We start from the raw sequence: 22908 nt of genomic DNA on the forward strand, positions 1-22908 counted from the left end.
CCTGTCGAAGCCCTGCGCAGCGCTTCGACAGGCTCAGCGTGAACGGTTCAAGCGGATTCATGCCGACTCAAATACGTTCTTGTTTGCTTGCTCCTTGCTGGCGGGCCTACTGGAAAGCCACTTCAGCAAAGCTGCGCAGCTTGCGGCTGTGCAGCCGGTGGATGCCACCCTTGCGCAGGATCTCCACCGCCCGCATGCCGATGCGCAGATGCTGGTCCACGCGCTCGCGGTAGAAGTGGTTGGCCATGCCCGGCAGCTTGATCTCGCCGTGCAGGGGCTTGTCGCTCACGCACAGCAGGGTGCCGTAGGGCACGCGAAAACGGAAGCCGTTGGCGGCTATGGTGGCGCTCTCCATGTCCAGCGCCACGGCGCGGCTCTGGCTGAAGCGGCGCTGGGGCAGGTTGTCGGGCAGCAGCTCCCAGTTGCGGTTGTCGGTGCTGGCCACGGTGCCCGTGCGCATGAAGCGCTTGAGGTCGGCCTCGGGCACCTGCGTCACGTCGGCCACGGCCTGCTGCAAGGCCTGCTGAATTTCCGCCAGCGCCGGGATGGGCACCCACAGCGGCAGTTCTTCGTCCAGCACGTGGTCTTCGCGCACATATGCATGGGCCAGCACGTAGTCACCCAGCTGCTGGCTGTTGCGCAGACCCGCGCAGTGGCCCAGCATCATCCAGGCGTGGGGGCGCAGCACGGCGATGTGGTCGGTGATGGTCTTGGCGTTGGACGGGCCCACACCGATGTTGACCATGGTGATGCCGCTGCGGTCCTTGCGCACCAGGTGGTAGGCGGGCATTTGCGGCAGGCGGGGCGGAGCCACGCCGAGCTCGTCGCCAGTCTGGGCGGGCAGCCCCACCCGGCGCGTGACGACATTGCCCGGTTCGATGAAGGCCACATATTCACTGTCCTCCTTGGCCATCTCGGCATGCCCCAGGCGCACGAATTCGTCAATGTAGAACTGGTAATTGGTGAACAGCACGAAGTTCTGGAACCACTCGGGCGCCGTGCCCGTGTAGTGGCGCAGGCGGTGCAGCGAATAGTCCACGCGCGGTGCGGTAAACAGCGACAGCGGTTGCGCCTCGCCCGGGCGGGCCTGCCAGGTGCCGTTGGCAATGCCGTCGTCCATGGCGGCCAGGTCGGGCAGGTCGAACACGTCACGCATCAGCATGCGGCGCTCGGTGGTCAGCGTGCCCTCGATGTGGTCGTGCTCGGCAAACGAGAAGTGGATGGGGATGGGGTGTGCGCTGGTGCCCACTTCCAGCTCCACGTTGTGGCTGGCGCGCAGCAGGCGGAACTGCTCGGCATAGTAGTTGGCAAACAGGTCGGGCCGCGTGAGCGTGGTCTCGTAGCGGCCAGGGCCCTCGACGAAGCCATAAGCCAGTTTGGTGTCGGCACGCGCCACCGTGGTGGTGTGCACCCGGACAAAGGGGTAGAACGCACGCACAGGCGATCCGGGCGTCTCACCGCCCACAAAGTGGTGCATGGCTTCGCGCAGGTGGCCTATCTGTTGCTGGTAAATGCGCTGCACCTGCGCCAGAGCGTCGGCCGGATCGGTGTGGCGGGTGGGGGCGATGAAGTCGGGGATGAGGGGCATGGCGCTATTGTCCACAAGCCTGTGGTTATTTCCGCAGCCAGTCGCTCGCCCTGCTTGCATCCATCGGTTCCGACACCACAAACCCCTGAATCAAATCGCACCCCAGCCCCGTCAAAAGCCCCACCTGCTCCGCCGTCTCTACCCCCTCTGCCACGGTCTTCAACAGCAGGCTGCGCGCCATCTGGATGATGGCCGTGACGATGGCAACGTCGTCTGCGTTGCCCGGGGTATCTGCCACAAAAGACCGGTCGATCTTGAGCTTGTCGATGGGGTAGCGCTTGAGGTACGCCAGTGATGAATAGCCTGTCCCAAAGTCATCAATCGAGATGCTCACGCCAAGCGCTTTCAGGGCATTGAGCGTGTCCAGCACCTGACCGGTCTGGTGCATGAGCACGGACTCGGTCAACTCGATCTCCAGGTAGTGCGGCGCCAATCCGGTTTCGCGCAGCACGGTGGCGATCTCTGCGGCCACGTCGCGTTGGCGGAACTCGATGGCGGACAGGTTGACAGCGACTGGCACCATGGCAAGGCCCTGGTCTTGCCATTGCTTGAGTTGACGGCAGGCTTCGCGCATGACCCAGCGGCCGATGGGCGTGATGAGGCCGCGCGATTCCGAGAAGGTGATGAACTCGTCGGGCCCAACCAGGCCGCGCTCGGGGTGGCGCCAGCGCACCAGGGCTTCCAGGCCCTGCAGCGCGCCGTCGGACAGGCGTACCTGGGGCTGGTAGTGCAGCTCGAACGCGTCGGTCGCAATGGCTTCGCGCAGCAGGCGTTCGTGGCGCAGCACGTCCAGGGCGCTGGCATCCATGCTGGGGTCGTAAAACTGGCGGTTTCCGCGCCCACTCTCCTTGGCGTGGTGCATGGCGGCGTCGGCGCAGCGCAGCAGCTGGTCAGCACTGTGGCCGTGTTCCGGGTACAGCGCGATGCCGATGGAGGGCGAGATGGTGAGCGGAAGCTTGTCGATGGTGAATACGCCATGCATGGCGGCCAGCAACTTATCGGCCACCACCGCCGCATCTTCTGGGCTGGCCACGTCGGTGAGCACGACCACGAACTCGTCGCCCCCCAGGCGCGCCACCACATCGGCGTCGCGCACGCCCTGGCGCAGGCGCTCCGCCACGTTGCACAGCAGCTGGTCGCCGGCATGGTGGCCCAGCGAGTCGTTGACGGTCTTGAAGTGGTCAAGGTTCAGGAACAGCGCAGCGCACCGCCCGTGCCGTCTGCGGGCCAGCGAGAGAACCTGCGAGAGCTGCTCCATCAGGAAGTGCCGGTTGGGCAACTGCGTGAGGCTGTCGTGCAGGGCGATGAAGGCTTCGCGCTCCTGGGCCTGCTTGCGGGCGGTGATGTCGCGCACCACCACGATGCGGTAGTCTGCGTGGTGCAGGGGCATGGTCTTGCCCACCACCTCCACGGGAATGGCGTGACCATCCTTGTGGCGAATCGTCACTTCGTAAGGATCTTCTCGGCCGGACCGGGTGTAGTCCAGGGCCACGGCGCGCCACTCGGGGCTGATGAAGTTGAAGATGGACAGGCCCACCACTTCCGTCAGTGCATAGCCGGTGAGGCGCGTGAGGGCTTCGTTGCCGTCGGTGATGATGCCGTCGCGGTGGAACACGATCGCCTCGTCGGTGGCCTCGGTGAACTTGCGCATGCGCTCTTCGCTCTGGCGCACCGTGCGTTCGGCACGCCAGCGCTCGGTAATGTCTGTGATCAGCACAAATGAGCCCAGCTGCTGCGAGTCGGCATCAAAGTGCGGGATCAGGTTGACCTCGATCATGCGGGCCTCGCCATTGGGCAGGGTCTGCTCGCGCGCGTATTTCACGTGCTCGCGCCGGCTGCTGCGCTCCACATGGGGCTGGATGGCCTCCCAGGCCTTGTCGCCAATAGCCTCTTGCACCGTCAGGCCGATGATGGACTCAGTGGTATGGCCGTTGTAGGCGGCGTAGCCCTGATTGGCGAACTGGCAGCGCAGGCCTGGCAGATCGTAGTAGGCCATCAACGCAGGCACAGAATCCGCAATCAGCCGCAACAAGGCGTCGCTGGAGCCTCGCGGGCCGGGGGCGGGTACGGCGTTCGGAAGTTCTTGCATGGAAGGTAACAGAGAGTTTTCGTTATATCCGATCGACCTGACACCAAACTTGGGGCCAATACCTAACCGGCTGCACAACAGCGCGCCGCCCGTGCGCGCTGCTCTGTCAACATGCAGCACCAGATCAACACAGAGCAGGTGCGCAATGGCGGGATTCGAAGGTTTTTCCACGGCAGCGGCCGTTCTGGCAAGCGCTACGGGGTGCGGTTTGCTGATGGGCATCGAACGGGAGCGCCGCAAGGGATCGGGGCCAGCTCGTTCGCTGGCAGGTGTCCGGTCCTTCACGCTGGCGTCCATCGGGGGCGCAGCGGCTGCGCTCACAGCCATTCCGGCGCTGGTAGTGGTGGGCGCTTTGCTGGTGGCCGCGCTGACGGTGGTGGCCTATGCCCGAGACCGCTCGGGCGACCCCGGAGTCACCACTGAAATTGCGTTGGTGCTGGCCTACCTCATTGGCGTGACCTGTGCGCGCGACCAGCTCCTTGCAGCAGCCCTGGCGGTGGTGGTGACCGGCCTGCTGGCGTTGCGCACCACCTTGCACCAGTTCTCCAGCCAGTGGCTGCAGCCGGGCGAAGTGCGCAGCGGCCTCATTCTGGCGGCATTGGCCTTGCTGGTGTATCCATTGGCGCCCAACGCGCCCCTGTGGCAGGGCGTGCTGAACCCGCAGGTGGTGGTGCGCCTGGTCATCGTGCTGCTGGCCATCCAGTCGCTCGCGCATGTGGCGAAGCGGCTCATGCAGGCGCGCCATGCGGTGGCGTTGTCAGCGCTGGCCTCGGGCTTTGTGTCCAGCACGGCAACCATCGGAAGCCTGGGCATGGAAGTGCGTGCGGGCCGGGCCATGCCGCGTGCACATGCCGGGGCCGCGGTGCTGTCGTGCGTTGCCACCATGGCACAGATCCTGGTGGTGGCGGCCACCGTACAGCCGCAGTGGCTGGGGCTGCTGTGCTTGCCGGCGCTGGCGGGCGGGTGCGTGGCGGGGGCCATAGGCTGGTGGGGCGTGCGGGGTGTGCGCCACCTGCCCGGCCAGGGTGCCGAAGCAGCATCGGCCCCCGCGCTGCCGCCCGACACGCCCATGTTCAAGCTGCGGGATGCGTTGGTCATCGCCGCCCTGCTGACGGGCATCCAGGCCGGTGTACAGCTGCTGACGGCGTGGCAAGGCGATGCCGGCATGCTTGTCGGCGCGCTGCTGGCGGCCCTGGCCGATGTGCATGCCGCGACCGCCGCCGTGCTGGTGCGCGGCGGGCCGGCGAGCGCTGCGGCACCCGCCATCGCGCAAGCCCTGATGGCCGCGCTGCTGGTGCATGCGGGCAGCAAATGTGTGGTGGCCCTGGCCAGCGGAGGCTGGCGCTACGCCCTGGCGGTGGTACCGGGCGTGCTGGCGCATACGCTGGCCTTTGTGGGGGTTCTGGCCCTGAAGTCATAGCGGCCTGTAGGGGGCGGGCCGGATAATCGGCCCATGACCTTCAAAGAAAACCAAGCCCGCACTGATTTCAGCGCGCTGGCCCTGAGCCCCGCCATGCTGGCCAACCTGCAGCAGCTGGGCTACACCACGATGACGCCCATCCAGGCGGCCAGCCTGCCGCCCGCCCTGCTAGGCAAGGACCTGATCGCCCAAGCCAGCACCGGCAGCGGCAAGACCGCCGCGTTTGCGCTGGCGCTGCTGGCGAACCTCAACCCCCGCCGCTTTGCGGTGCAGGCCCTGGTGCTGTGCCCCACCCGCGAGCTGGCCGACCAGGTGACCACTGAGATCCGCCGCCTGGCGCGCGCAGAGGAAAACATCAAGGTCGTGACCCTGTGCGGCGGCGTACCGCTGCGCGGCCAGATGCTCAGCCTGGAGCACGGCGCGCACATCGTGGTGGGCACGCCCGGCCGCGTGATGGACCACCTGGAGCGCCAGCACCTGAGCCTGGAAGCGCTCAACACCCTGGTGCTCGACGAAGCCGACCGCATGCTGGACATGGGCTTCTTCGACGACATCGTCGTGGTGGCCAAGCAGTGTCCCAAAGAGCGCCAGACCCTGCTGTTCTCGGCCACCTACCCCGAGGGCATCGCCAAGCTGAGCGCCCAGTTCATGAAGTCGCCCGAGCAGATCACCGTGCAGGCGCAGCATGCCGAGGGCAAGATCGAGCAGCGCTGGTACGAGGTGAAGAACAGCGAGCGCCTGCATGCGGTGTCGTTGCTGCTCAACCACTTCCGGCCCGATTCGTCCATCGCGTTCTGCAACACCAAGCAACAGTGCCGCGACCTGGTGGCCGTGCTGCAGGCCCAGGGCTTCAGCGCGCTGGCGCTGTTTGGCGAGCTGGAGCAGCGCGAGCGCGACCAGGTGCTGGTGCAGTTTGCCAACAAGAGCTGCTCGGCGCTGGTGGCCACCGACGTGGCCGCGCGCGGGCTGGACATTGCCAACCTGGCCGCCGTGATCAACGTGGATGTGACGCCCGACCCCGAGGTGCACATCCACCGCATCGGCCGCACGGGCCGGGGCGATGCCGAAGGGTTGGCGCTGAACCTGGCCAGCCTGGACGAGATGGGCAGCGTGGGCAAGATCGAGCAACTGCAGGGCCGAGAGTCGCGCTGGTTCCCCGTGGCCGACCTGACACCGACCGGCAACGGCCCGCTGGTGCCGCCCATGGTCACCATCCAGATCATCGGTGGCCGCAAAGAGAAGATCCGTGCGGGCGACGTGCTGGGCGCGCTGACCGGCGAGATGGGCTACACCCGAGAGCAGATCGGCAAGATCAACGTGAACGACTTCTCCACCTATGTGGCGGTGGACCGTGCCATCGGCGCCCAAGCTGCCCAGCGTCTGAACCAGGGCCGGGTGAAGGGCAAGACCGTGAAGGCCCGCCTGGTGACGGGAACCCAGGACTTTGAGTAAAAAGCGCCGGATGCGCTAGGCGGCCTCAATTCTGAAGTGCAACACCGAGAATTGAGGCCAAGATGTCAAATAAGAATTACCAGCAGTTGAGCCAGAGCGAACGTCATGCGATAGCCCTTGGACTGCAGCAAAAGCAAAGCCTCAGCGCCATAGCCCGTGCCCTGGGGCGCTGCAAAAGCACCATCAGCCGAGAGTGCCAACGCAATGCGGGCGGCAAGGGCTACAACTCCAAGTTCGCCCAGCAACGCTGCGACAGGCGCAGATGCTTTGCCCGCCCCCAACCCAAGCTTGGCCGTGATGGACCTTTGTTCAAAATCGTTCGCGACTACTTGCGCCAGCGCTGGTCGCCCCAGCAAATCGCAGGGCAGTTGAAGAAACTGCACCCTGACAACAAGCGCAAACAAGTGTCACACGAGAGCATCTACACCTGCATCTATGCCCAGCCTCGGGGAGAGCTCAAAAAGGAGTTGGTGTCCTGTCTGCGCATGGCCCGCGCCAAGCGCTGGCCCCGCTCCAAAGGCGAGGACCGGCGTGGACAAATCACCGATCTGCTGAGCATCCATGTGCGCCCGCCTGAGATTGAAGATCGCCAGTTGCCCGGGCACTGGGAGGGAGACCTCATCAAGGGTAAAGGCAATGCGAGTGCCATTGGCACGCTGGTCGAGCGCACCACACGCCTTGTGGTACTGGTCAAGCTGCCGCACCCCAACCCGGCTACCGCAGCGCATGTCCTGCAGGCCTTCAGTGACAAGCTCAACTCCATTGCCCAGCCCATGCGTCAGAGCCTGACGTACGACAGGGGCCGGGAGATGGCAGAGCACCAGCAGCTCACGCGCAACACCGGTATGAAGGTGTACTTCTGCGATCCCTACAGCCCCTGGCAGAGAGGCTCCAACGAGAACACCAATGGATTGTTGCGTCAGTACTTCCCCAAAGGCACGGATCTCAGTGGCTACACCCAGGAGCAGCTTGATGCGGTGGCCGATGAACTCAATGGCCGCCCCAGGATGACTTTGGGCTGGAGCAAGCCTATTGAGGTGTATGCCGAGCATTTGGCTCGCTTGGCACAACAGCCCGATTCAGTCCATTAACTTTTAATGTTGCACTTGGACTTGAAACCGCCCTAGTCAATCATGCGCCAAAAGCTATCAATTTGATAGTGGGTGCGCGTCCTGCACTGGCGGCATCAGCGCCGTGCTGCGGCAGCCTCCAGCATCCGCACCATCTCTCCAAAGCCCCGCTGGCGCGCCAGCTGCTGGGGCGTGTTGCCCTGCCGGTCGGTCAGTGCCTGGCTGGCCCCCGCCTGTAGCAAGGCTTGCAGTGTGGCCTGGTGGCGCGGACCGCCGTTGCCCAGCACGATGGACTCGATGAGCGCCGTCCAGTGCAGGTTGTTCACATGGTCCAGCGGCGCCCCGGCGGCGATCAACTGACGCACCACCCCGTCGTGCCCCAGGTGGGCGGCAGCGATCAGTGCTGTGCCGTCGTAGCGGCTGGTCACCTGTTTGGCGCTGGCGCCCAGCTGCAGCAGCACGCGCAGCGTGGCCTCGTCGTCGGCCACGGCGGCGATGGTCACGGCGTCGTAGCGGTCGTTCTCCAGCGCATTCAGGTCGGCTCCAGCCTGGGCAAGGGCGCGGATGGCATCGGCCTGCCGGGCAAAGGTGGCCACATGCAGCGGCGTGCGGCCGTAGCCATCGCGGGCATTCACGTCGGCCCGCGCTGCGATCAGCTGGGTGAGCCTGGGCACATCGCCCCGCGCCGCAGCGGCATGCAGGCCCTGGTAGGCCGCTGTTTCTGCCGCCGTGGGTGGCACCTGGGCCTGGGCCGGGGTGGCACAGGCCAGTGCGGCGGCCAGGGCGAAAACAAGATTCCACGGCTTCATGGGGGCCTCCGTTGAATGCTCAGTTGCCTGTGGTTGGGCTGGCTTACTTCAGCAAGTCCTGCACCTTGGCGATGCCCGCCACCGCGCACTGCTCGTCCAGGTGGCCGCCGGGTGCACCGCCCACGCCCACAGCGCCGATCACCTCGTTGCCCACCTTCACCGGCACGCCACCGCCCAGCAGCAGGTAGCCGGGGATGTTCACCAGGTTGGCCGCAGCGGGGTTCTTCTGCGCGCCTTCCATCATGGCCAGCGTGGTGTTCTTGGCCGATGCCGAGGTGTAGGCCTTGAGGCGGCTGGCTTCCAGCGTGTGGGGGCCGGCGTTGTCGGCGCGCTGCACAGCGCGCACGGTGCCTGCGCGGTCCACCACGGTGGCCGTGACGGCGTGGCCGTTGGCGGTGCAGGTGGCCACGGTTTGCGCGGCGATCTGCGTGGCCAGGTCCAGCGACATGTTCTTTTCGGTGCGCACGCCTTCGGCGCTGGCGGCGGTGGCGATCAGGGACAGGGTGAGGGCGGCGACGGTGGCGAGGCGGTTTTGCATGGTGTTCTCCGGTGTTTCTGGGTCGGTGCCACCCGTTGTGGCGCCGTGGGAGAACTGTAGAAATGGCCGCCGTTTTCGGCCATTCGGGCGGCTACGCGCGGGCCTCCGTAGAACTACGGAAAGCCCGCCAAAGGGCAGCTCACGCGGCCGCGTCCACCAGCGCCGCGTAGCGCCGGATCAGCTGCGCCAGCGACTCGGCCCCCAGCTTGGCAAACAGGTTGGCGCGGTGTGTTTCCACCGTGCGGGGCGAGAGTTCGAGAGCCCGGCCGATTTCCTTGTTGGTCAGACCCTCCACGATCAGTCCCAGCACCTCGCGCTCGCGGGCCGAGAGCTGCGCAAAACGCTCGCGCGCCTGCTGGTCTGCCTGGTGGCGTTCGCGCGAGCGCACATGCTGGCGCACGGCGTTTTGCAGGGCTTCGATCAGCACCTCGTCGTCCACCGGTTTTTCCAGAAACTCGGCCGCGCCAGTCTTGAAGGCGCGGCGGCACATCTCCACCGTGCCGTGGCCGGTGAGCAGGATCACGGGCTGGTCCACGCCCTGCGCCAGCAGTTGCTCCAGCACCGTGAGGCCGCTGATGCCCGGCATGCGCACATCCAGCACGATGGCGCCGATGCTGGCGCGGTCAAACCCGGCCATGAAGGACTGCGGGTCGGCCCAGGTCTGCACGCGCAGGCCCACGGTGCTGATGAGCAGGGAGAGGCCCTCGCGCACGGCAGCATCGTCGTCCACCAGGTGGATCAGGGGCGAGAGGGAGGGGGCGCTATCGGTCATCGGTGGGTGGTGCGACGTTGAGGGTCAGCACAAACTCAGCCCCCCGTTGGGCGGCGGATGAGGGCGTGGCCTCGGGCGCCAGGCTCAGCTGCGCGCCCATGGCCTGCGCCAGGCTCTCGCACAGCGTGAGGCCCAGGCCCAGGCCGCCGTTGCGTGTGGTGTAGAAGGGCTCGAACAGGTGCTGGCGTGCTTCGGGCGGGATGCCGGGGCCGTGGTCGCGCACCGAAAGCGCCACCTGTCCGGCACCAGCCTGCGCCATGGCAAGGTGCAGCCGGCGTTCAGCGGGGGGCACTTGCTCCAGCGCCTGCAGCGCGTTCATCAGCAGGTTGTGGATGATCTGTTGCAGGGCCACGGGTTCGGCCAGCACCGGGGGCAGGTCTGCTGCGGCCAACACCTCGGGCACTACGCCGCGCTGTGCCAGCTCGGGCTCCAGCAGGTGCAGCACGTCCTGCACGGCGGTGGGCAGTGCCAGGGGCTGGGCCTGACCGGCCAGGTCGGGCCGCTCCACCAGGCGGCGCAGGCGGCCCACCACGGTGGATGCGCGGCGCGCCTGCTCCACGGCGCGGGCCATGGCGGTCTGTGCGGTGTCGAGGTCGGGTGGGTCGTCGGCCAGCAGGCGCTGGGCGGCCTGCGTGCTGGACAGCAGTGCCGTGAGCGGCTGGTTCAGCTCGTGCGCCATGCCAGCGGCCAATTCGCCCAATGTGTTCAGCCGCGCCACCTGGCCCAGGCGCAGCAGCTCTTCGGCCCGCTGGCGCGCCACGCGCTGGCGCCACAGGGCGCGGCCTGCGGCCCACAGCGCTGCGGTCAGCAGGCACCAGCCCAACATGCGCCACCAGGGCAGTTCGTGCAGGCCCACGGTGCGGCGGGCCACCACGTCCAGCGGCTGGCTGGCGGCGGCCAGCAGTTTGTGAAAGTCGTAGGTGCGGATGCCGCTGCCCGGGTCGGCCTGGCCGGGCTGCACCACAAAGGCCGTGCCGCCCTGCTCCAGCGTCACGCGCACCGGGCTGGCGGCCATGTCCATGGGCCACTCGTCGGCGGGGATGGTGGTGCGCAGGTCGATGTGCAGCGCATAGCTGGCTGGCGTGCCCGCCAGCACCAGGTAGTAACGGCCTGCGGGCAGGTTCAAGCCTGCCGTAGCGGCGTGACCGGTGCGCCGTGAGGTGGCCTCGGCGGCTGTCAGCTCGGCCTGCAGTGCGGGCGGCCAGTCGCTGTGGGCCGAGCGCTGCAGCACCGCCAGGATCTGCGGATACACCGACGTGAGGCGGGGCAGGGGCGATGCCGCGTTGTGCAGGTCATCCACCGCAGCGGCTGGCTGCAGCAGCGCCAGCGTGGCCATGATGGCGTCGTGCTGCACCACGCGCTGGCTCAGCAGCCGGTGCACGATGCGCGCGTCGGTCTCAAACGCCGCGTGCAGCTGCTGCAGGCGGTCCACCACCAGCCAGCCGCAACCGATGCAGGCCACCGCCACCCACAACAGCAGGCTGGGCAGGTGCAGGGCGTGTCGGGGCAGAAGGCGGCGCCAGGCGGGGAACATGCGCGGATTCTGGCATGGGCGCCTTAGAGCCTGTTCAACGTCGCTCAGATTCTGAACAGGTTCTTAAGGTGGCTCTGGTGTAATTTCAGACTGCCTGTTTCCGCTCCTTCGCCTACCCACCATGTCTGCACCTTCTCCCGCATCCCACCCTTGGTTTTCACCCCGCAACCTACTGTGGGCCTCGGTGGCCGTGGCGGTGGTCACCATTGCGCTCAAGACGCTGGCCTGGGTGGTCACGGGCTCGGTGGGTCTGTTGTCTGACGCGATGGAGTCGTTTGTGAATCTGGCCAGCGCCATGTTTGCGCTGGCCATGGTGACGGTGGCGGCACGGCCAGCCGATGACGACCACCCCTACGGCCACCACAAGGCCGAATACTTTTCCTCGGGCTTTGAGGGCATCCTCATCATGGGCGTGTCGGCAGGCATCCTGTGGGCAGCCGGGCACCGCTTGTTTGACCCACAACCCATCGAGCAGGTGGGCTGGGGCCTGGGCCTGTCGGTGCTCAGCTCGGCCCTGAACGGGCTGCTGGCCTGGGTGATGTTCCGCTCGGCGCGCGAGCACCGCTCCATCGCGCTGGAGGCCGATGCCCGCCACTTGGTCACCGATGTGTGGACCTCGGCCGGTGTGCTGGTGGGCATTGCGGGCGCTGCCCTGACCGGGTGGTTGTGGCTGGATGCGGTAGCGGCCATTGCCGTGGCGCTGAACATCCTGAAAGAGGGCGTGGAGCTGGTGTGGCGGTCGTCCCAGGGCCTCATGGATTCGGCGGTGGAGCCCGAGGTGCAGTCCACCATTGACGCCACGCTGCAGCAGTTTGTGGCCGCTCAGGCGCCGGGCGCCGTGCGGTTCGACCATGTCTCCACCCGCCGCGCGGGCCAGCGCCAGTTTGTGGACATGCACCTGCACATGCCCGCCGACTGGACCCTGCGCCACGCCGCAGAGCTGCGCGGCCAGGTAGAGCGCGCGCTGATGACCGCCGTGCCGGGCCTGCGCGCCACCATCGAGCTGCTGCCCACCGATGTGGAGGCGCACTTTGACGACCCCCGTGACGATTTGAAGGATGCCGTGAAGTGATCAGCGTATTGCAACGTGTGCGCGAAGCGCGTGTGGATGTGGACGGGCAGACCGTGGGCGCCATCGGCGCGGGCCTGCTGGTGCTGGTGTGCGCCGAGCGTGGCGACACCGAGGCCGAGGCCGACAAGTTGCTGGCCAAGATCCTCAAGCTGCGCATTTTTTCGGACGCTGCGGGCAAGATGAACCAGAGCGTGCAGGACATCGATGGACGTGGAGCCTGCGGGGGCCTGCTGCTGGTCAGCCAGTTCACGCTGGCGGCAGACACCACCGGCGGCAACCGGCCCAGTTTTACCCAGGCGGCTGCGCCCGACGAGGGCCGGCGGCTGTATGACTATGTGGTGGCTCAGGCCCGCAAGGCGCATCCCGATGTCGCCACCGGGCAGTTTGCGGCCGACATGCAGGTGCATCTTGTCAACGACGGGCCGGTGACGATACCGCTGCGCGTGGCGCCTGCGTCTCCCACGTTGCCGGCATGACCCGGTGCTGCGCGTGACCGGGCCCGAGCGCCACCCTGCCGCTCCTGCCCCGCCCTCCGCGGCGCTGTGGTTCATGTACCTGTGCCTGCTCACGGCATTTTCGCTGAGCCAGGCGTTCCGCACGGTAACCAGCATCATTGCCACCGGGCTACAGGCAGACTTCGGGATCTCGCCGGATTCGCTCGGCGCGTTTGCAGGGCTTTTCGGGCTGTCGTTTGGCGTCACGCAGTTGCTCATGGGCATTGGCATGGACCTGTACGGCCTGCGCAAAACGGTGCTGACAGCCTTCCCCCTGGCGGTGCTGGGCGCTGCGGTGTCGGCCGCTGCACCCAGCTACGGGTGGCTGATGCTGGGGCAGCTGCTGATCGGGGTGGGGTGCTCGCCGGCGTTTCTGGCCTGCACGGTGTTTATCTCGCGCCACTTTCCAGCGCAGCGCTTCGCATTTTTTTCGGGCCTCGGGATGGGCGTGGGTGGGCTGGGCCTGCTCTTCACCGGCACACCGCTGGCCTTCATGGTGCAGCACGGGGGGTGGCGCATGGGCTTTGGGGTGCTTGCGGTGCTTTCGCTGTTGTCGTGGCTGCTGATTTTCTGGAAGGTGCGCGAGCCCGCGCTGCCGCACGCTTCCTCAGGCCCGCGCGAATCGTGGGGCCAGGCGGCAGCCCGGTTTGGCACGCTGTTCAGGGTGCCGCACACCTGGGGCATCCTGATCCTGGGCATGACCTGCTATGCGGCGTTTCTGTCATTGCGCGGCCTGTGGCTGGGCCCGCTGCTGATGGAGCGCCATCACTTCTCGCTGGTGGAAAGCGGCAACGTGGCGCTGGTCTTGTCGATGATTTCGGTGGTGGTTCCGGTCGTCTACGGGCGCATGGACCCCGGGGCCACGCACCGGCGCGCCTGGATCACAAGGCTTTCATTGCTCATGGGTGGCCTCTTCGTGCTGCTGGGCCTGTTGCAGCACGCAGCGGCCAGTGTGGCGCTGATTTTCCTCATGGGGTTGCTCTCGGGTTACGGGGTGCTGCAGTACGCTGATGTGCGCTCGTCGTACCCCGCGGAGACGACGGGCCGCGCGCTGTCTCTGTACACGATGTCGATGTTTCTGGGGGTGGCCCTGATGCAGTGGTTCACCGGGGTGGTGGCCACATGGGCACAACATGGCGGGCATGACCCCTACCAGGCGGTGATGGTGTGCATTGCCTGCATGCTGGCCGCGGCCTCCACGGCTTTTCGCCTGTTGCCCCGCTCGCCCCTGCTGCTGCCTGGCGCGCACTGAGGCTGTGCTTGCAGCCGATGGCTCAGGCCCGCAGGAAGAACAGGCCCGCCATCACCAGGCCCGTGGCCACGATGCCCCAGCGCAGCCACGCAGCCGGTATGCGCCGCGCCACCCGCGCGCCCCCGTAGCCGCCCGCCGTGGCGGCCACCATCATCATCAGCGCCTGCGGCCACAGCACCACGCCACCGGCGGCGTAGATGGCCACGGCAATGGCGGTGAGCAGGGCAGACACCCAGTTTTTCAGGCCATTCATGGCGTTCAGGTTCGTCTGCCCCAGCAGGCCGAACAACGCCAGCAGCAAGATACCCAGCCCGCCGTTGAAGTAACCACCGTAGGCCGCCACCGCCAGGATGCCCACGGTGGCCTTGGCCGTGGACGGCTTGCCACCCGCGAGCATCTTGCGCAGCTGCGGCCCGAAGGCGAACAGCGCCGTGGCCGCCAGCAGCAGCCAGGGCACCACGCGGCGGAAGGTGGCATCGGGCGTGACCAGCAGCAGAGCCGCACCGGCCGCGCCGCCCAGCAGCGACAGCACCACCAGCAAGCGCATCGACAGGCCCGGCGGCGGGGCGGTGTCCTCCCGAAAGCCCCAGGCCCCCGCCATGTAGCCCGGCAGCAGCGCCACGGTGCCCGTGGCATTGGCCACCACAGGCGGCACGCCGGTGAAGACGAGCGCAGGCAGGGTCAGAAAGCTGCCGCCTCCGGCAACGGCGTTCAGGGCGCCGGCCATGAAGGCGGCCACGAGCAGCAGGGCGATTTCGGTCATTTTTTCGGGGTCGGAAGGGGGGCTCCCCACCACGATGGCGCGCGGGTTGAAGCATTCGCCTGATCTTAGGTGTGCGAGACCCCTGTTTTGCCCACCATTACATGCAAAAAAGGTTGCACTGATGTGCTGTGTGATACGGCCCTGCGGCCCGCGCTGGCCCTCTGCAGCCAAGCCTGGGGGGCCGCTGGCTAGCGGGCGTAGGGGTCTGCGTACCCCAGCTCTTGCAGGATGGCGGTTTCGTAGTCTTCCATCTCCTGCGCATCCGCCTCGCTGGTCTCGTGGTCCCACCCCTGTGCGTGCAGCGTGCCGTGCACCAGCATGTGGGCGTAGTGCTCTTCCAGGCTCTTGTTCTGCTCACGGGCCTCACGCTCGATCACCGGGGCGCACAGCACCAGGTCGGCGGTCACCACCGGCTCCTGGGCGTAGTCGAACGTGAGCACGTTGGTGGCGTAGTCCTTCTTGCGGTACTCGCGGTTGAGCTGCTGGCCTTCTTCAGCACCCACGATGCGCACGGTGATTTCGGCATCCGTGGCCAACGCGTGGCGAATCCAGCGCGTGACCTTGTGGCGGGGCAGCACGGCACGGTGGGCGGCCACGCCGTCAAAGGAGCCGAATTGCAGAGACAGGGCGAGTTGGTTCAAAGGCATTTGGAGTGTTTTTGGCCGCTGGCGCTTGGTGGATAAGCGCAAGCAGCTATGAAAATAGGAGTTGAGTCTGGGAGGCTATTCGCGCACACGCGCTGCCGTCGCACGGCGGGGGGCGTCATAGGCGTCCACGATGCGGGCCACCAGCGGGTGGCGCACCACGTCGGCGCTGGTGAAGTGGGTGATGGAGATGCCCTTCACACGCTTGAGCACGCGTTCGGCATCAATCAGGCCGCTCAGGTTGCCCTTGGGCAGGTCGATCTGGCTCACGTCACCCGTCACCACCGCCTTGGCGCCAAAGCCGATGCGGGTGAGGAACATCTTCATCTGCTCGGGGGTGGTGTTCTGCGCCTCGTCGAGGATGACGAACGCGTTGTTCAGTGTGCGCCCACGCATGAAGGCCAGCGGCGCGATCTCGATGGCGTTGCGCTCGAAGGCCTTTTGCACCTTGTCATGCCCCATCAGCTCGTACAGCGCGTCGTACAGGGGGCGCAGATACGGGTCCACCTTCTGCGCCAGGTCACCGGGCAAAAAGCCCAGGCGCTCGCCAGCCTCCACCGCCGGGCGGGTCAGCACGATGCGCTGCACGCTGCTGCGCTCCAGCGCGTCCACCGCACTGGCCACGGCGAGATACGTCTTGCCGGTGCCGGCAGGGCCGATGCCGAAGGTGATGTCGTGCGTGGCAATGTTCTGCAGGTACAGGTTCTGCGTGGGGGTGCGCCCGCGCAGGTCGGCACGGCGGGTGTTGAGGATGATGGCGTCGTCTGGCGCCTCCAGCAGCTCGCTGTCGCCCGCCAGCATCAGCTGGATGTAATCCTCGCCAATCGGCCGCTCGGCCATTTCATACAGGGCCTGCAGCAGCTCCATCGCCTGTGTGGCCTTGGCCTTGGGGCCGTCAATCTTGAACTGCTCATGCCGGTGCGCAATGCTCACCTGCAAGGCCACCTCGATGGTGCGCAGGTGCGCATCGGCCGGGCCGCACAGGTTGGTGAGCCGGGTGTTGTTGTGGGGGGTGAAGGTGTGGCGCAGGATCACGCGGATAATTCCAGTCAGGCAACCGAAAAACGGCAAGAAGACGGCGCCGCGCGTCATGCCCGCGTCGCCAAAGGACATCAATGATAGGCAAATTGACCGGCACCCTGCTGGAGAAGAACCCCCCCGAGGTGCTGCTGGACTGCCACGGCGTGGGCTACGAGGTGAACGTGCCCATGAGCACCTTCTACAACCTGCCCGCCGTGGGCGAGCGCGTGAGCCTGCTCACCCAGTTCATTGTGCGCGAGGACGCACAACTGCTGTACGGCTTTGCCACCGTGCCCGAGCGCCAGGCGTTTCGGGAGCTGATCAAGATCTCCGGCGTGGGGCCGCGCACGGCCTTGTCCATCCTGAGTGGCATGGGTGTGAGCGACCTGGCGCAGGCGATCTCGCTGCAGGAGGCGGGGCGCCTGGTGAAGGTGCCGGGCATCGGCAAGAAAACGGCCGAGCGGCTGCTGCTGGAGCTCAAGGGCAAGCTGGGCGCCGACATGGGCGCCGTGCGTGGCGCCGCCACCAGCGATGCGCAGGCCGACATCCTGCAGGCGCTGCTGGCCTTGGGATACAACGACAAGGAAGCCGCAGCGGCGCTCAAGGCGTTGCCGGCGGACGTGGGGGTGAGCGAGGGGATCAAGATGGCGTTGAAGGCGCTGGCGAAATAGCAGCGCAGCGCGTTGCAGTGTTCAGTGAGAATGGGTGCGAACCAGGGGGTGAAGATGAAAAGCAGATTGTCGGAATGCGTGGTGGCGGTATTTGCAGCAGTGGCGGCGGCCCTGCTGGTGGGTTGCGGTGGTGGCCAGGAGGCGGGTGTGACGTCTTCGAGCCCGGTGCTGCTGGTGGATGGCTGGGTGCAGCCCGACACTGCGGACCAGGGGGTTTCGAATGTCAAGGCACGTAGCGCCGTGGCGTCGCCACCCGAACCTGCACGGGTGAGCCTGGGAGCGCTGGCAGATGCCAAGGTGGCTCAGGCCGCTGGGGGTGTCGGCCCGCGCCAGGTAGGTATCGCGCGCGATGTGGTGGCTACCCATGCGGCCGAGCAGACTCTGCAGCACATGCAGTGGAAGGCCGGTTCGAACGGCGGGCTGGTGGCGGCCATCAGCTTTACCGCAGAGGGAGCCCACGGCCTGCGTCTGGGGGTGGTGGCGCGGCAGTTACCTCCCGGCGCCGTGCTGCGTTTTTACCGCCAGACGGATCCGGGCTCCGTGTTCCAGATATCCGGGCAGGATGTTTTGCAGAGCATCCAGCGCAATGCGCAAGCCGCAGAGACCGGTCTGGATGCGCGCACCTGGTGGAGCCCCGATCTGGGTGCCGACGAAGTGACCCTGGAGCTTGAGGTGCCTGCGGGCACCCGGGTGGGTACGCTGGACTTTTCCGTGCCGCGCGTCTCGCACATCTACGAAAACCTGGCGATACCTACGGAGGAAGAGTTTTCCGCGAAGATCAACGAATCGGCGTCTTGCCACCTGGATGCCAGTTGCCAAGATGCTTATGCAAACCAGCGCAACGCCGTGGCCCGCATGATTTACACGTCGGGGGGCAGCACCTATGTGTGCACCGGCACCCTGCTCAATGACAACCAGTCCTCGGGAACACCTTATTTTCTGACAGCGAACCACTGCATTTCCACGCAGGCCGAGGCCTCTTCGCTGCAAACCGACTGGTTCTATCGGGCGCCAACCTGCAACTCGCGGACGTTGTCAAGCGCTACCACCAAGCGGTTCAATGGCGCTGCACTGCTCTACACCACCACCGCAACAGACATCACGCTGCTCCGGTTGAACGACACACCGCCAGCGGGCGTGTTCTTCGCAGGCTGGGATGCCAGCGTCCAGTCCATCGGCACACCCGTGGTGGGCTTGCACCACCCCAGGGGTGACCTTCTCAAGATGAGCATCGGCGACGTGAACAGCTATTCGTCGTGTGCTGCAACAAGCGGCACGCAGTTCCAGTGCAGCGGCACCACGGGCAACTTCTACCGCGTGATCTGGAACCAGGGCACGACCGAAGGCGGCAGCAGTGGGTCGGCGATCTTCAAGGGCGGCACGCACGTCATCGGTACTCTGTATGGAGGCAGCGCAAGCTGTTCTGCCATCACCGCGCCGGAGTTCTATGGACGCTTTGACATCGCGTACAACGATGGCCTCAAGAACTGGCTCGCAGCGGGAACCAGCGCGCAGGCGCGTACAGCGATCTACCGGTTTTTCAACATCCAGACGGGCGCCCATTTTTTCACGTCCAGCGCGGCTGAACGCGATTACGTCATCGCCACCTATCCGCAGTTCCAGTACGAGAACATAGCTTTCTATGCATACCCGCAGCCCACGGCCGGGCAGAGTGCTGTGTACCGCTTCTTCAACCTGTCCAACAGCGCACACTTTTATACGATCAGCCAGGGCGAGAGCGACTTTGTGCGGGCGAACTATCCGGTCTTCAAGTACGAAGGGCCCATCTGGTATGCGCAGACCACTGCGGGCAATGCCGCCATCCCCGTCTACCGTTTTTACAAGCCTGACAAAGGCACCCACTTTTACACGGTCAACGCCGCCGAGCGGGACTATGTGATCGCGAACTACAGGGACTTCAATTACGAAGGTGTGGCCTACCACGCCTGGACCAGCCGGTAGAACACCAGAGATCCTTCAACGGCAGCATCCAGCGCATGACCATCCAGACCGACGACTTCACCCCCGCCCCCGCCAAGCGCGTCATCTCGGCCGCCCCCGCTTCGCCCCAGGAGGAGGCGATCGAGCGGGCCCTGCGCCCCAAGCTCCTGCAGGAGTACGTTGGCCAGGCCAAGGCGCGCGAGCAGCTGGAGATCTTCATCGGCGCGGCGAGGAAGCGGGGCGAGGCGCTGGACCATGTCCTGCTGTTCGGCCCGCCCGGCCTGGGAAAGACCACGCTCTCGCACATCATTGCGGCTGAGCTGGGGGTCAACCTGCGCCAGACCAGTGGCCCTGTGCTCGAAAAGCCCAAGGACCTGGCAGCGCTGCTGACCAATCTGGAGAAGAACGACGTTCTTTTCATCGACGAAATCCACCGCCTGTCGCCTGTGGTGGAGGAAATCCTCTACCCCGCGCTGGAGGACTACCAGATCGACATCATGATCGGCGAGGGGCCTGCGGCGCGCAGCATCAAGCTCGACCTGCAGCCCTTCACGCTGGTGGGCGCCACCACACGCGCGGGCATGCTCACCAACCCGCTGCGCGACCGCTTTGGCATCGTGGCGCGGCTGGAGTTCTACACGGCCGAGGAACTGGCGCGCATCGTCAAGCGCAGCGCTGGGCTGCTCAATGCTCCGATGGATGAAGAAGGCGGCTTTGAGATCGCCCGCCGCTCGCGCGGCACACCGCGCATTGCCAACCGGCTGCTGCGCCGCGTGCGCGACTACGCCGAGGTCAAGGGCGACGGCCGCATCACCAAATCGATTGCCGACAAGGCATTGGCCATGCTGGATGTAGACCCACAGGGCTTTGACGTGATGGACCGCAAGCTGCTGGAGGCGGTCATCCACCGCTTTGATGGCGGCCCAGTGGGGCTCGACAACATTGCGGCCAGCATTGGCGAAGAAGCTGGCACCATTGAAGACGTGATCGAGCCCTATCTCATCCAGCAGGGCTTCTTGCAGCGTACACCGCGCGGGCGCATTGCCACGCTGGCGGCCTTCCGCCACCTGGGGGTGGCGCCACCCAAGGCGGCGGGCGGGCTCTTCTCTGATTGATCAAAAAAAGGCACGGCACATGACACCCCGAACATCCCTCGCACTTTGGATTTTCCTGTGAACAAGCGCCGCTGGGCCTTGGCGCTGGGCGCAGCAGCACTGGTGGTGGCTGCTGCAGTGGGTGCAATGGCGCTGCGGGGGCCGCAGGTCGATGCCCTGTTGGTGCAGTCGGCGCCGCTGGTGCGCACACTGCAGTTTTCGGCGCGCGTGGCCACGTTGTCGCGCGTCGAGGTGGGCAGCACCATCACCGGCCGCGTGGCCCAGGTGCGGGTAGCAGAAGGCGCACAGGTGCGACAGGGCGACGTGCTGGTGCAGCTCGAACCGGATGAGCTGCACGCTGCACTGGCGCAGGCGCAGGCTTCCGAGCGCCAGGCGCAGGCGCGCCTTGCGGGCCTGCGCAGCAGCGGCCGCAGCGCCGCCCAGGCAGCGCGCGCGCAGGCCGATGCCACCCTGCAGGCGGCGAGCGCCAACCTGGCGCGGGTGCGGCAGCTGGTGGCCCAGGGGTTCTACAGCGCCGCGCAGCTCGATGAGGCGCAGCGCGCCGTCGAGGTGGCCCGGGCGCAGCAGGTGAGCGCGCAGGCGCAGGTCCAGGCCAACGCCGATGCGGGCACCGATGTGGTCCAGGCGCAGGCGCAGCTGGCGCTGGCCCAGGCGGCGATCGTGGCGGCCCAGGCCCGCCTGGCACAGACTACGCTGTTAGCCCCGGCCGATGCCCGCGTGCTGGTGCGCGACGTTGAGCCCGGGCAGATCGTGCAGCCTGGCAAGGCCCTGCTCAGCCTGGCGCTGGCCGGGCCCACCCAGCTGGTGGCCCAGGTGGACGAACGTTTTCTGGACCAGTTGCTGCCGGGCCAGAAGGCCTTGGTGGTGGCCGATGCCTTTGCGGGCCAGCGTTTTGCCGCGCGCGTGCTCACCATTGCACCGGCGGTGGACGCCCAGCGCGGCGCCATCGAGGTGAAGTTTGCACTGGAGCAGCAGGCTCCCGCCTTCCTGCGCGAAGACATGACCTTGTCGGTCGAGGTGGAGACTGCGCGGCGCGAGCGTGCCCTGGTGCTGCCGCAGGCCGCGCTGCGGGGTGCGGTGGTGGGTGACCAGGCGACCGTGCTGGTGCTGCAGGAGGGGCGCGCACAGGCCCGCCCTGTGCGGCTGGGCCTGCGCACACTGGACGCAGCGGAGGTGCTCGACGGCGTGGCCGAGGGCGACACCGTGCTGCGCGGCGGCGCAGTGCAGGCGGGCGACCGCGTGCGAGCCCGCACGGTGGTCTGGACCGCAGGTTCGGCCGCCGCCGTTTCCAACGCCCCGGGGGGCGATGCGGGCTCCGCATTGACCAACGCCATGGGCCGTTGAGCATTCCGCCATGCTGATCTGGCCCGGCTTCGAGTTGCGTGTGGCGCTGCGCTTTCTGCGCGAGGGGCGCATGCAGACCGTACTCATCATCGTGGGCGTGGCGGCGGGTGTGGCGGTCATTGCCTACATCTCGGCGTTGATCAACGGCCTGCAATCGAACACCCTGGCCAAGACGCTGGGCGCCCAGGCGCACATCACTCTGAGGGCGCCCGACGATCTCGTCACACCCGCAGCCCCCGCATTGCCCGGCACCGCTCTGCTTTCCGAAACCCAGCCGCGCGCGCAGCGCCTGCGGTCCGTCGCCAACTGGCAGGCGCTGGTGCCGCTGCTCGAGCGCTTGCCCGAAGTCGCCGGGGTGTCGCCCATGGTCTCGGGCTCAGGCCTGGCGCTGCGCGGCGAGGCGTCGCAGGCGATTGCCCTGATGGGCGTGGACCTGGATCGCTATGACCGCGTGGTGGGGCTGCGCTCCAAGGTGGTCAGTGGCACGGCGCGGCTGGCACCGGGCGAGGCCATCGTGGGGCGCGAGCTCGCGAACGATCTGGGTGTGCGCGTGGGCGACCGCCTCACGGTGCAGACCGGCGGTGCGGGCGGCACGGTGAGTGATTCGGTGCGCGTCACCGCGCTGGTGGACCTGGGCGTGAAAGACCTGAACCGGCGCACCGTGATCGTGCCGCTGCGCGCAGCGCAAAGCCTGCTGGCGCTGCCGGGTGGCGCCAGCCAGCTCGACCTCACCCTGAAGGACGTGTGGGTGGCGCAGACCTTGGCGCGCGCGTTGCAGACCCAGTTCCCCTACAAGATCGAGAGCTGGCAAGAGAGCAATGCCCAGCTGGTGTCAGCACTCAATGCGCAGTCCATCAGCACCTCCATCATCCGGGGTGTGGTGCTGGCCGTGGTGGTGCTGGGCATTGCCAGCGTGCTGGTGGTCTCGGTGGTGCAAAAGGGCCGGGAGATCGGCATCCTGCGCGCCATGGGCGCCACGCGCGGTCAGGTGCTGCGCGTATTTTTGGTGCAGGGCGCCGTGGTGGGTGCGCTGGGCTCGGTGCTGGGCCTGCTGCTGGCGGTGGCGCTGATCTGGGTGTTCACGCATTTTGTGCGCGGCTCGGATGGCATGCCGCTGTTTTCCATCGCGCTGCCGCCCGCCATGGCGCTGCAGATTGCGCTGATCGCGTCGGTGTGCGGTGTGCTGGCGGCCGTGGCACCTGCGCGGCGCGCAGCGGCGCTGGACCCGGCACAAGCCATCAGGATGTAGTGATGAGACACCCCCCTGTGCGGCTGCGCCGCTTCCCCCCGCTCTCGCAGTGCTGCGCACTGCGGGCAGGG

Annotated in this window: 20 protein-coding genes; 11 read left to right on the top strand and 9 right to left on the bottom strand. The window is 66.8% G+C overall.

Annotated elements, in window-relative coordinates:
* Positions 1–106: 106 nt before the first annotated feature.
* Both AAFF19_RS04070 and AAFF19_RS04075 read right to left on the bottom strand, forming a co-directional pair.
* Positions 107–1588, bottom strand: a complete 1482-nt coding sequence (locus AAFF19_RS04070) for an AMP nucleosidase (protein WP_182119733.1) — start codon at positions 1586–1588, stop codon at positions 107–109.
* A 25-nt stretch (positions 1589–1613) separates the two neighbouring features.
* A complete protein-coding gene (locus AAFF19_RS04075) occupies positions 1614–3677 on the bottom strand; it encodes an EAL domain-containing protein (protein ID WP_342721351.1) in 2064 nt (687 codons plus the stop codon).
* Between the two features lie 145 nt (positions 3678–3822).
* Between AAFF19_RS04075 and AAFF19_RS04080 the strand changes: the two genes are divergently transcribed.
* The 3 genes from AAFF19_RS04080 to AAFF19_RS04090 all read left to right on the top strand — a co-directional run bounded on the left by AAFF19_RS04080 (position 3823) and on the right by AAFF19_RS04090 (position 7640).
* Positions 3823–5097, top strand: coding sequence for an MgtC/SapB family protein (locus AAFF19_RS04080; protein WP_182119735.1), 1275 nt, complete (start codon positions 3823–3825; stop codon positions 5095–5097).
* Between the two features lie 33 nt (positions 5098–5130).
* The gene (dbpA, locus tag AAFF19_RS04085) at positions 5131–6549 is read left to right on the top strand and encodes an ATP-dependent RNA helicase DbpA (protein WP_182119736.1); all 1419 of its coding nucleotides are present in this window, start codon (positions 5131–5133) and stop codon (positions 6547–6549) included.
* 62 nt (positions 6550–6611) lie between these two features.
* A complete protein-coding gene (locus AAFF19_RS04090; protein WP_342721352.1) occupies positions 6612–7640 on the top strand; it encodes an IS30 family transposase in 1029 nt (342 codons plus the stop codon).
* A 95-nt stretch (positions 7641–7735) separates the two neighbouring features.
* Here AAFF19_RS04090 and AAFF19_RS04095 read toward each other — a convergent pair whose 3' ends face one another.
* From AAFF19_RS04095 to AAFF19_RS04110, 4 genes are all read right to left on the bottom strand, one after another.
* Positions 7736–8428, bottom strand: a complete 693-nt coding sequence (locus AAFF19_RS04095) for an ankyrin repeat domain-containing protein (protein WP_182117998.1) — start codon at positions 8426–8428, stop codon at positions 7736–7738.
* A gap of 43 nt (positions 8429–8471) precedes the next feature.
* Positions 8472–8966, bottom strand: coding sequence for a heme-binding protein (locus AAFF19_RS04100; protein ID WP_099731362.1), 495 nt, complete (start codon positions 8964–8966; stop codon positions 8472–8474).
* A 139-nt stretch (positions 8967–9105) separates the two neighbouring features.
* Complete coding sequence (locus AAFF19_RS04105; protein WP_056059589.1) at positions 9106–9738, bottom strand: response regulator; 633 nt, start codon at positions 9736–9738, stop codon at positions 9106–9108.
* Positions 9728–11272 carry an ATP-binding protein gene (locus AAFF19_RS04110; protein WP_182117999.1) on the bottom strand — a complete coding sequence of 515 codons (1545 nt, stop codon included), beginning with the start codon at positions 11270–11272 and terminating at the stop codon, positions 9728–9730. Before AAFF19_RS04110 ends, AAFF19_RS04105 begins: the two co-directional genes overlap by 11 nt.
* A 121-nt stretch (positions 11273–11393) precedes the next feature.
* Here AAFF19_RS04110 and AAFF19_RS04115 point away from each other — a divergent pair, with 121 nt between their 5' ends.
* Genes AAFF19_RS04115 through AAFF19_RS04125 form a run of 3 tightly spaced genes read left to right on the top strand, consistent with a single transcriptional unit; the run spans position 11394 to position 14090 of the window.
* On the top strand, positions 11394–12344 hold the full coding sequence (locus tag AAFF19_RS04115) for a cation diffusion facilitator family transporter (RefSeq protein ID WP_342721353.1): 951 nt from the start codon (positions 11394–11396) through the stop codon (positions 12342–12344).
* On the top strand, positions 12341–12820 hold the full coding sequence (gene dtd, locus AAFF19_RS04120; RefSeq protein ID WP_342721354.1) for a D-aminoacyl-tRNA deacylase: 480 nt from the start codon (positions 12341–12343) through the stop codon (positions 12818–12820). The genes AAFF19_RS04115 and dtd overlap by 4 nt, the downstream gene beginning before the upstream one ends.
* A gap of 4 nt (positions 12821–12824) precedes the next feature.
* Entirely contained in the window at positions 12825–14090 is a 1266-nt protein-coding gene (locus AAFF19_RS04125; RefSeq protein WP_342721355.1) for an MFS transporter, read from the top strand.
* Positions 14091–14112: 22 nt separating this feature from the next.
* On the opposite strand, the gene AAFF19_RS04130 is transcribed toward AAFF19_RS04125, so the two are convergent.
* The 3 genes from AAFF19_RS04130 to AAFF19_RS04140 all read right to left on the bottom strand — a co-directional run bounded on the left by AAFF19_RS04130 (position 14113) and on the right by AAFF19_RS04140 (position 16532).
* Positions 14113–14853 carry a sulfite exporter TauE/SafE family protein gene (locus AAFF19_RS04130; protein ID WP_182118003.1) on the bottom strand — a complete coding sequence of 247 codons (741 nt, stop codon included), beginning with the start codon at positions 14851–14853 and terminating at the stop codon, positions 14113–14115.
* A 188-nt stretch (positions 14854–15041) separates the two neighbouring features.
* Positions 15042–15500, bottom strand: coding sequence for an rRNA maturation RNase YbeY (gene ybeY / locus AAFF19_RS04135; RefSeq protein ID WP_182118004.1), 459 nt, complete (start codon positions 15498–15500; stop codon positions 15042–15044).
* Between the two features lie 75 nt (positions 15501–15575).
* The gene (locus AAFF19_RS04140; protein WP_034695888.1) at positions 15576–16532 is read right to left on the bottom strand and encodes a PhoH family protein; all 957 of its coding nucleotides are present in this window, start codon (positions 16530–16532) and stop codon (positions 15576–15578) included.
* Between the two features lie 80 nt (positions 16533–16612).
* Here AAFF19_RS04140 and ruvA point away from each other — a divergent pair, with 80 nt between their 5' ends.
* Genes ruvA through AAFF19_RS04165 form a run of 5 tightly spaced genes read left to right on the top strand, consistent with a single transcriptional unit; the run spans position 16613 to position 22837 of the window.
* Positions 16613–17188: a Holliday junction branch migration protein RuvA gene (ruvA, locus tag AAFF19_RS04145; RefSeq protein ID WP_182118005.1), complete on the top strand. Its 576-nt coding sequence runs from the start codon at positions 16613–16615 to the stop codon at positions 17186–17188.
* Positions 17189–17242: 54 nt separating this feature from the next.
* Positions 17243–19150, top strand: coding sequence for a trypsin-like peptidase domain-containing protein (locus AAFF19_RS04150; RefSeq protein ID WP_034695890.1), 1908 nt, complete (start codon positions 17243–17245; stop codon positions 19148–19150).
* A 35-nt stretch (positions 19151–19185) separates the two neighbouring features.
* Positions 19186–20244 carry a Holliday junction branch migration DNA helicase RuvB gene (gene ruvB / locus AAFF19_RS04155; protein WP_182118006.1) on the top strand — a complete coding sequence of 353 codons (1059 nt, stop codon included), beginning with the start codon at positions 19186–19188 and terminating at the stop codon, positions 20242–20244.
* Between the two features lie 45 nt (positions 20245–20289).
* Positions 20290–21588, top strand: coding sequence for an efflux RND transporter periplasmic adaptor subunit (locus AAFF19_RS04160; RefSeq protein WP_342721356.1), 1299 nt, complete (start codon positions 20290–20292; stop codon positions 21586–21588).
* A 10-nt stretch (positions 21589–21598) separates the two neighbouring features.
* Positions 21599–22837, top strand: a complete 1239-nt coding sequence (locus AAFF19_RS04165; RefSeq protein ID WP_182118007.1) for an FtsX-like permease family protein — start codon at positions 21599–21601, stop codon at positions 22835–22837.
* The last annotated feature ends 71 nt before the right edge of the window (positions 22838–22908 follow it).

The sequence above is a fragment of the Acidovorax sp. FHTAMBA genome, assembly GCF_038958875.1.
GTDB lineage: Bacteria > Pseudomonadota > Gammaproteobacteria > Burkholderiales > Burkholderiaceae_C > Acidovorax.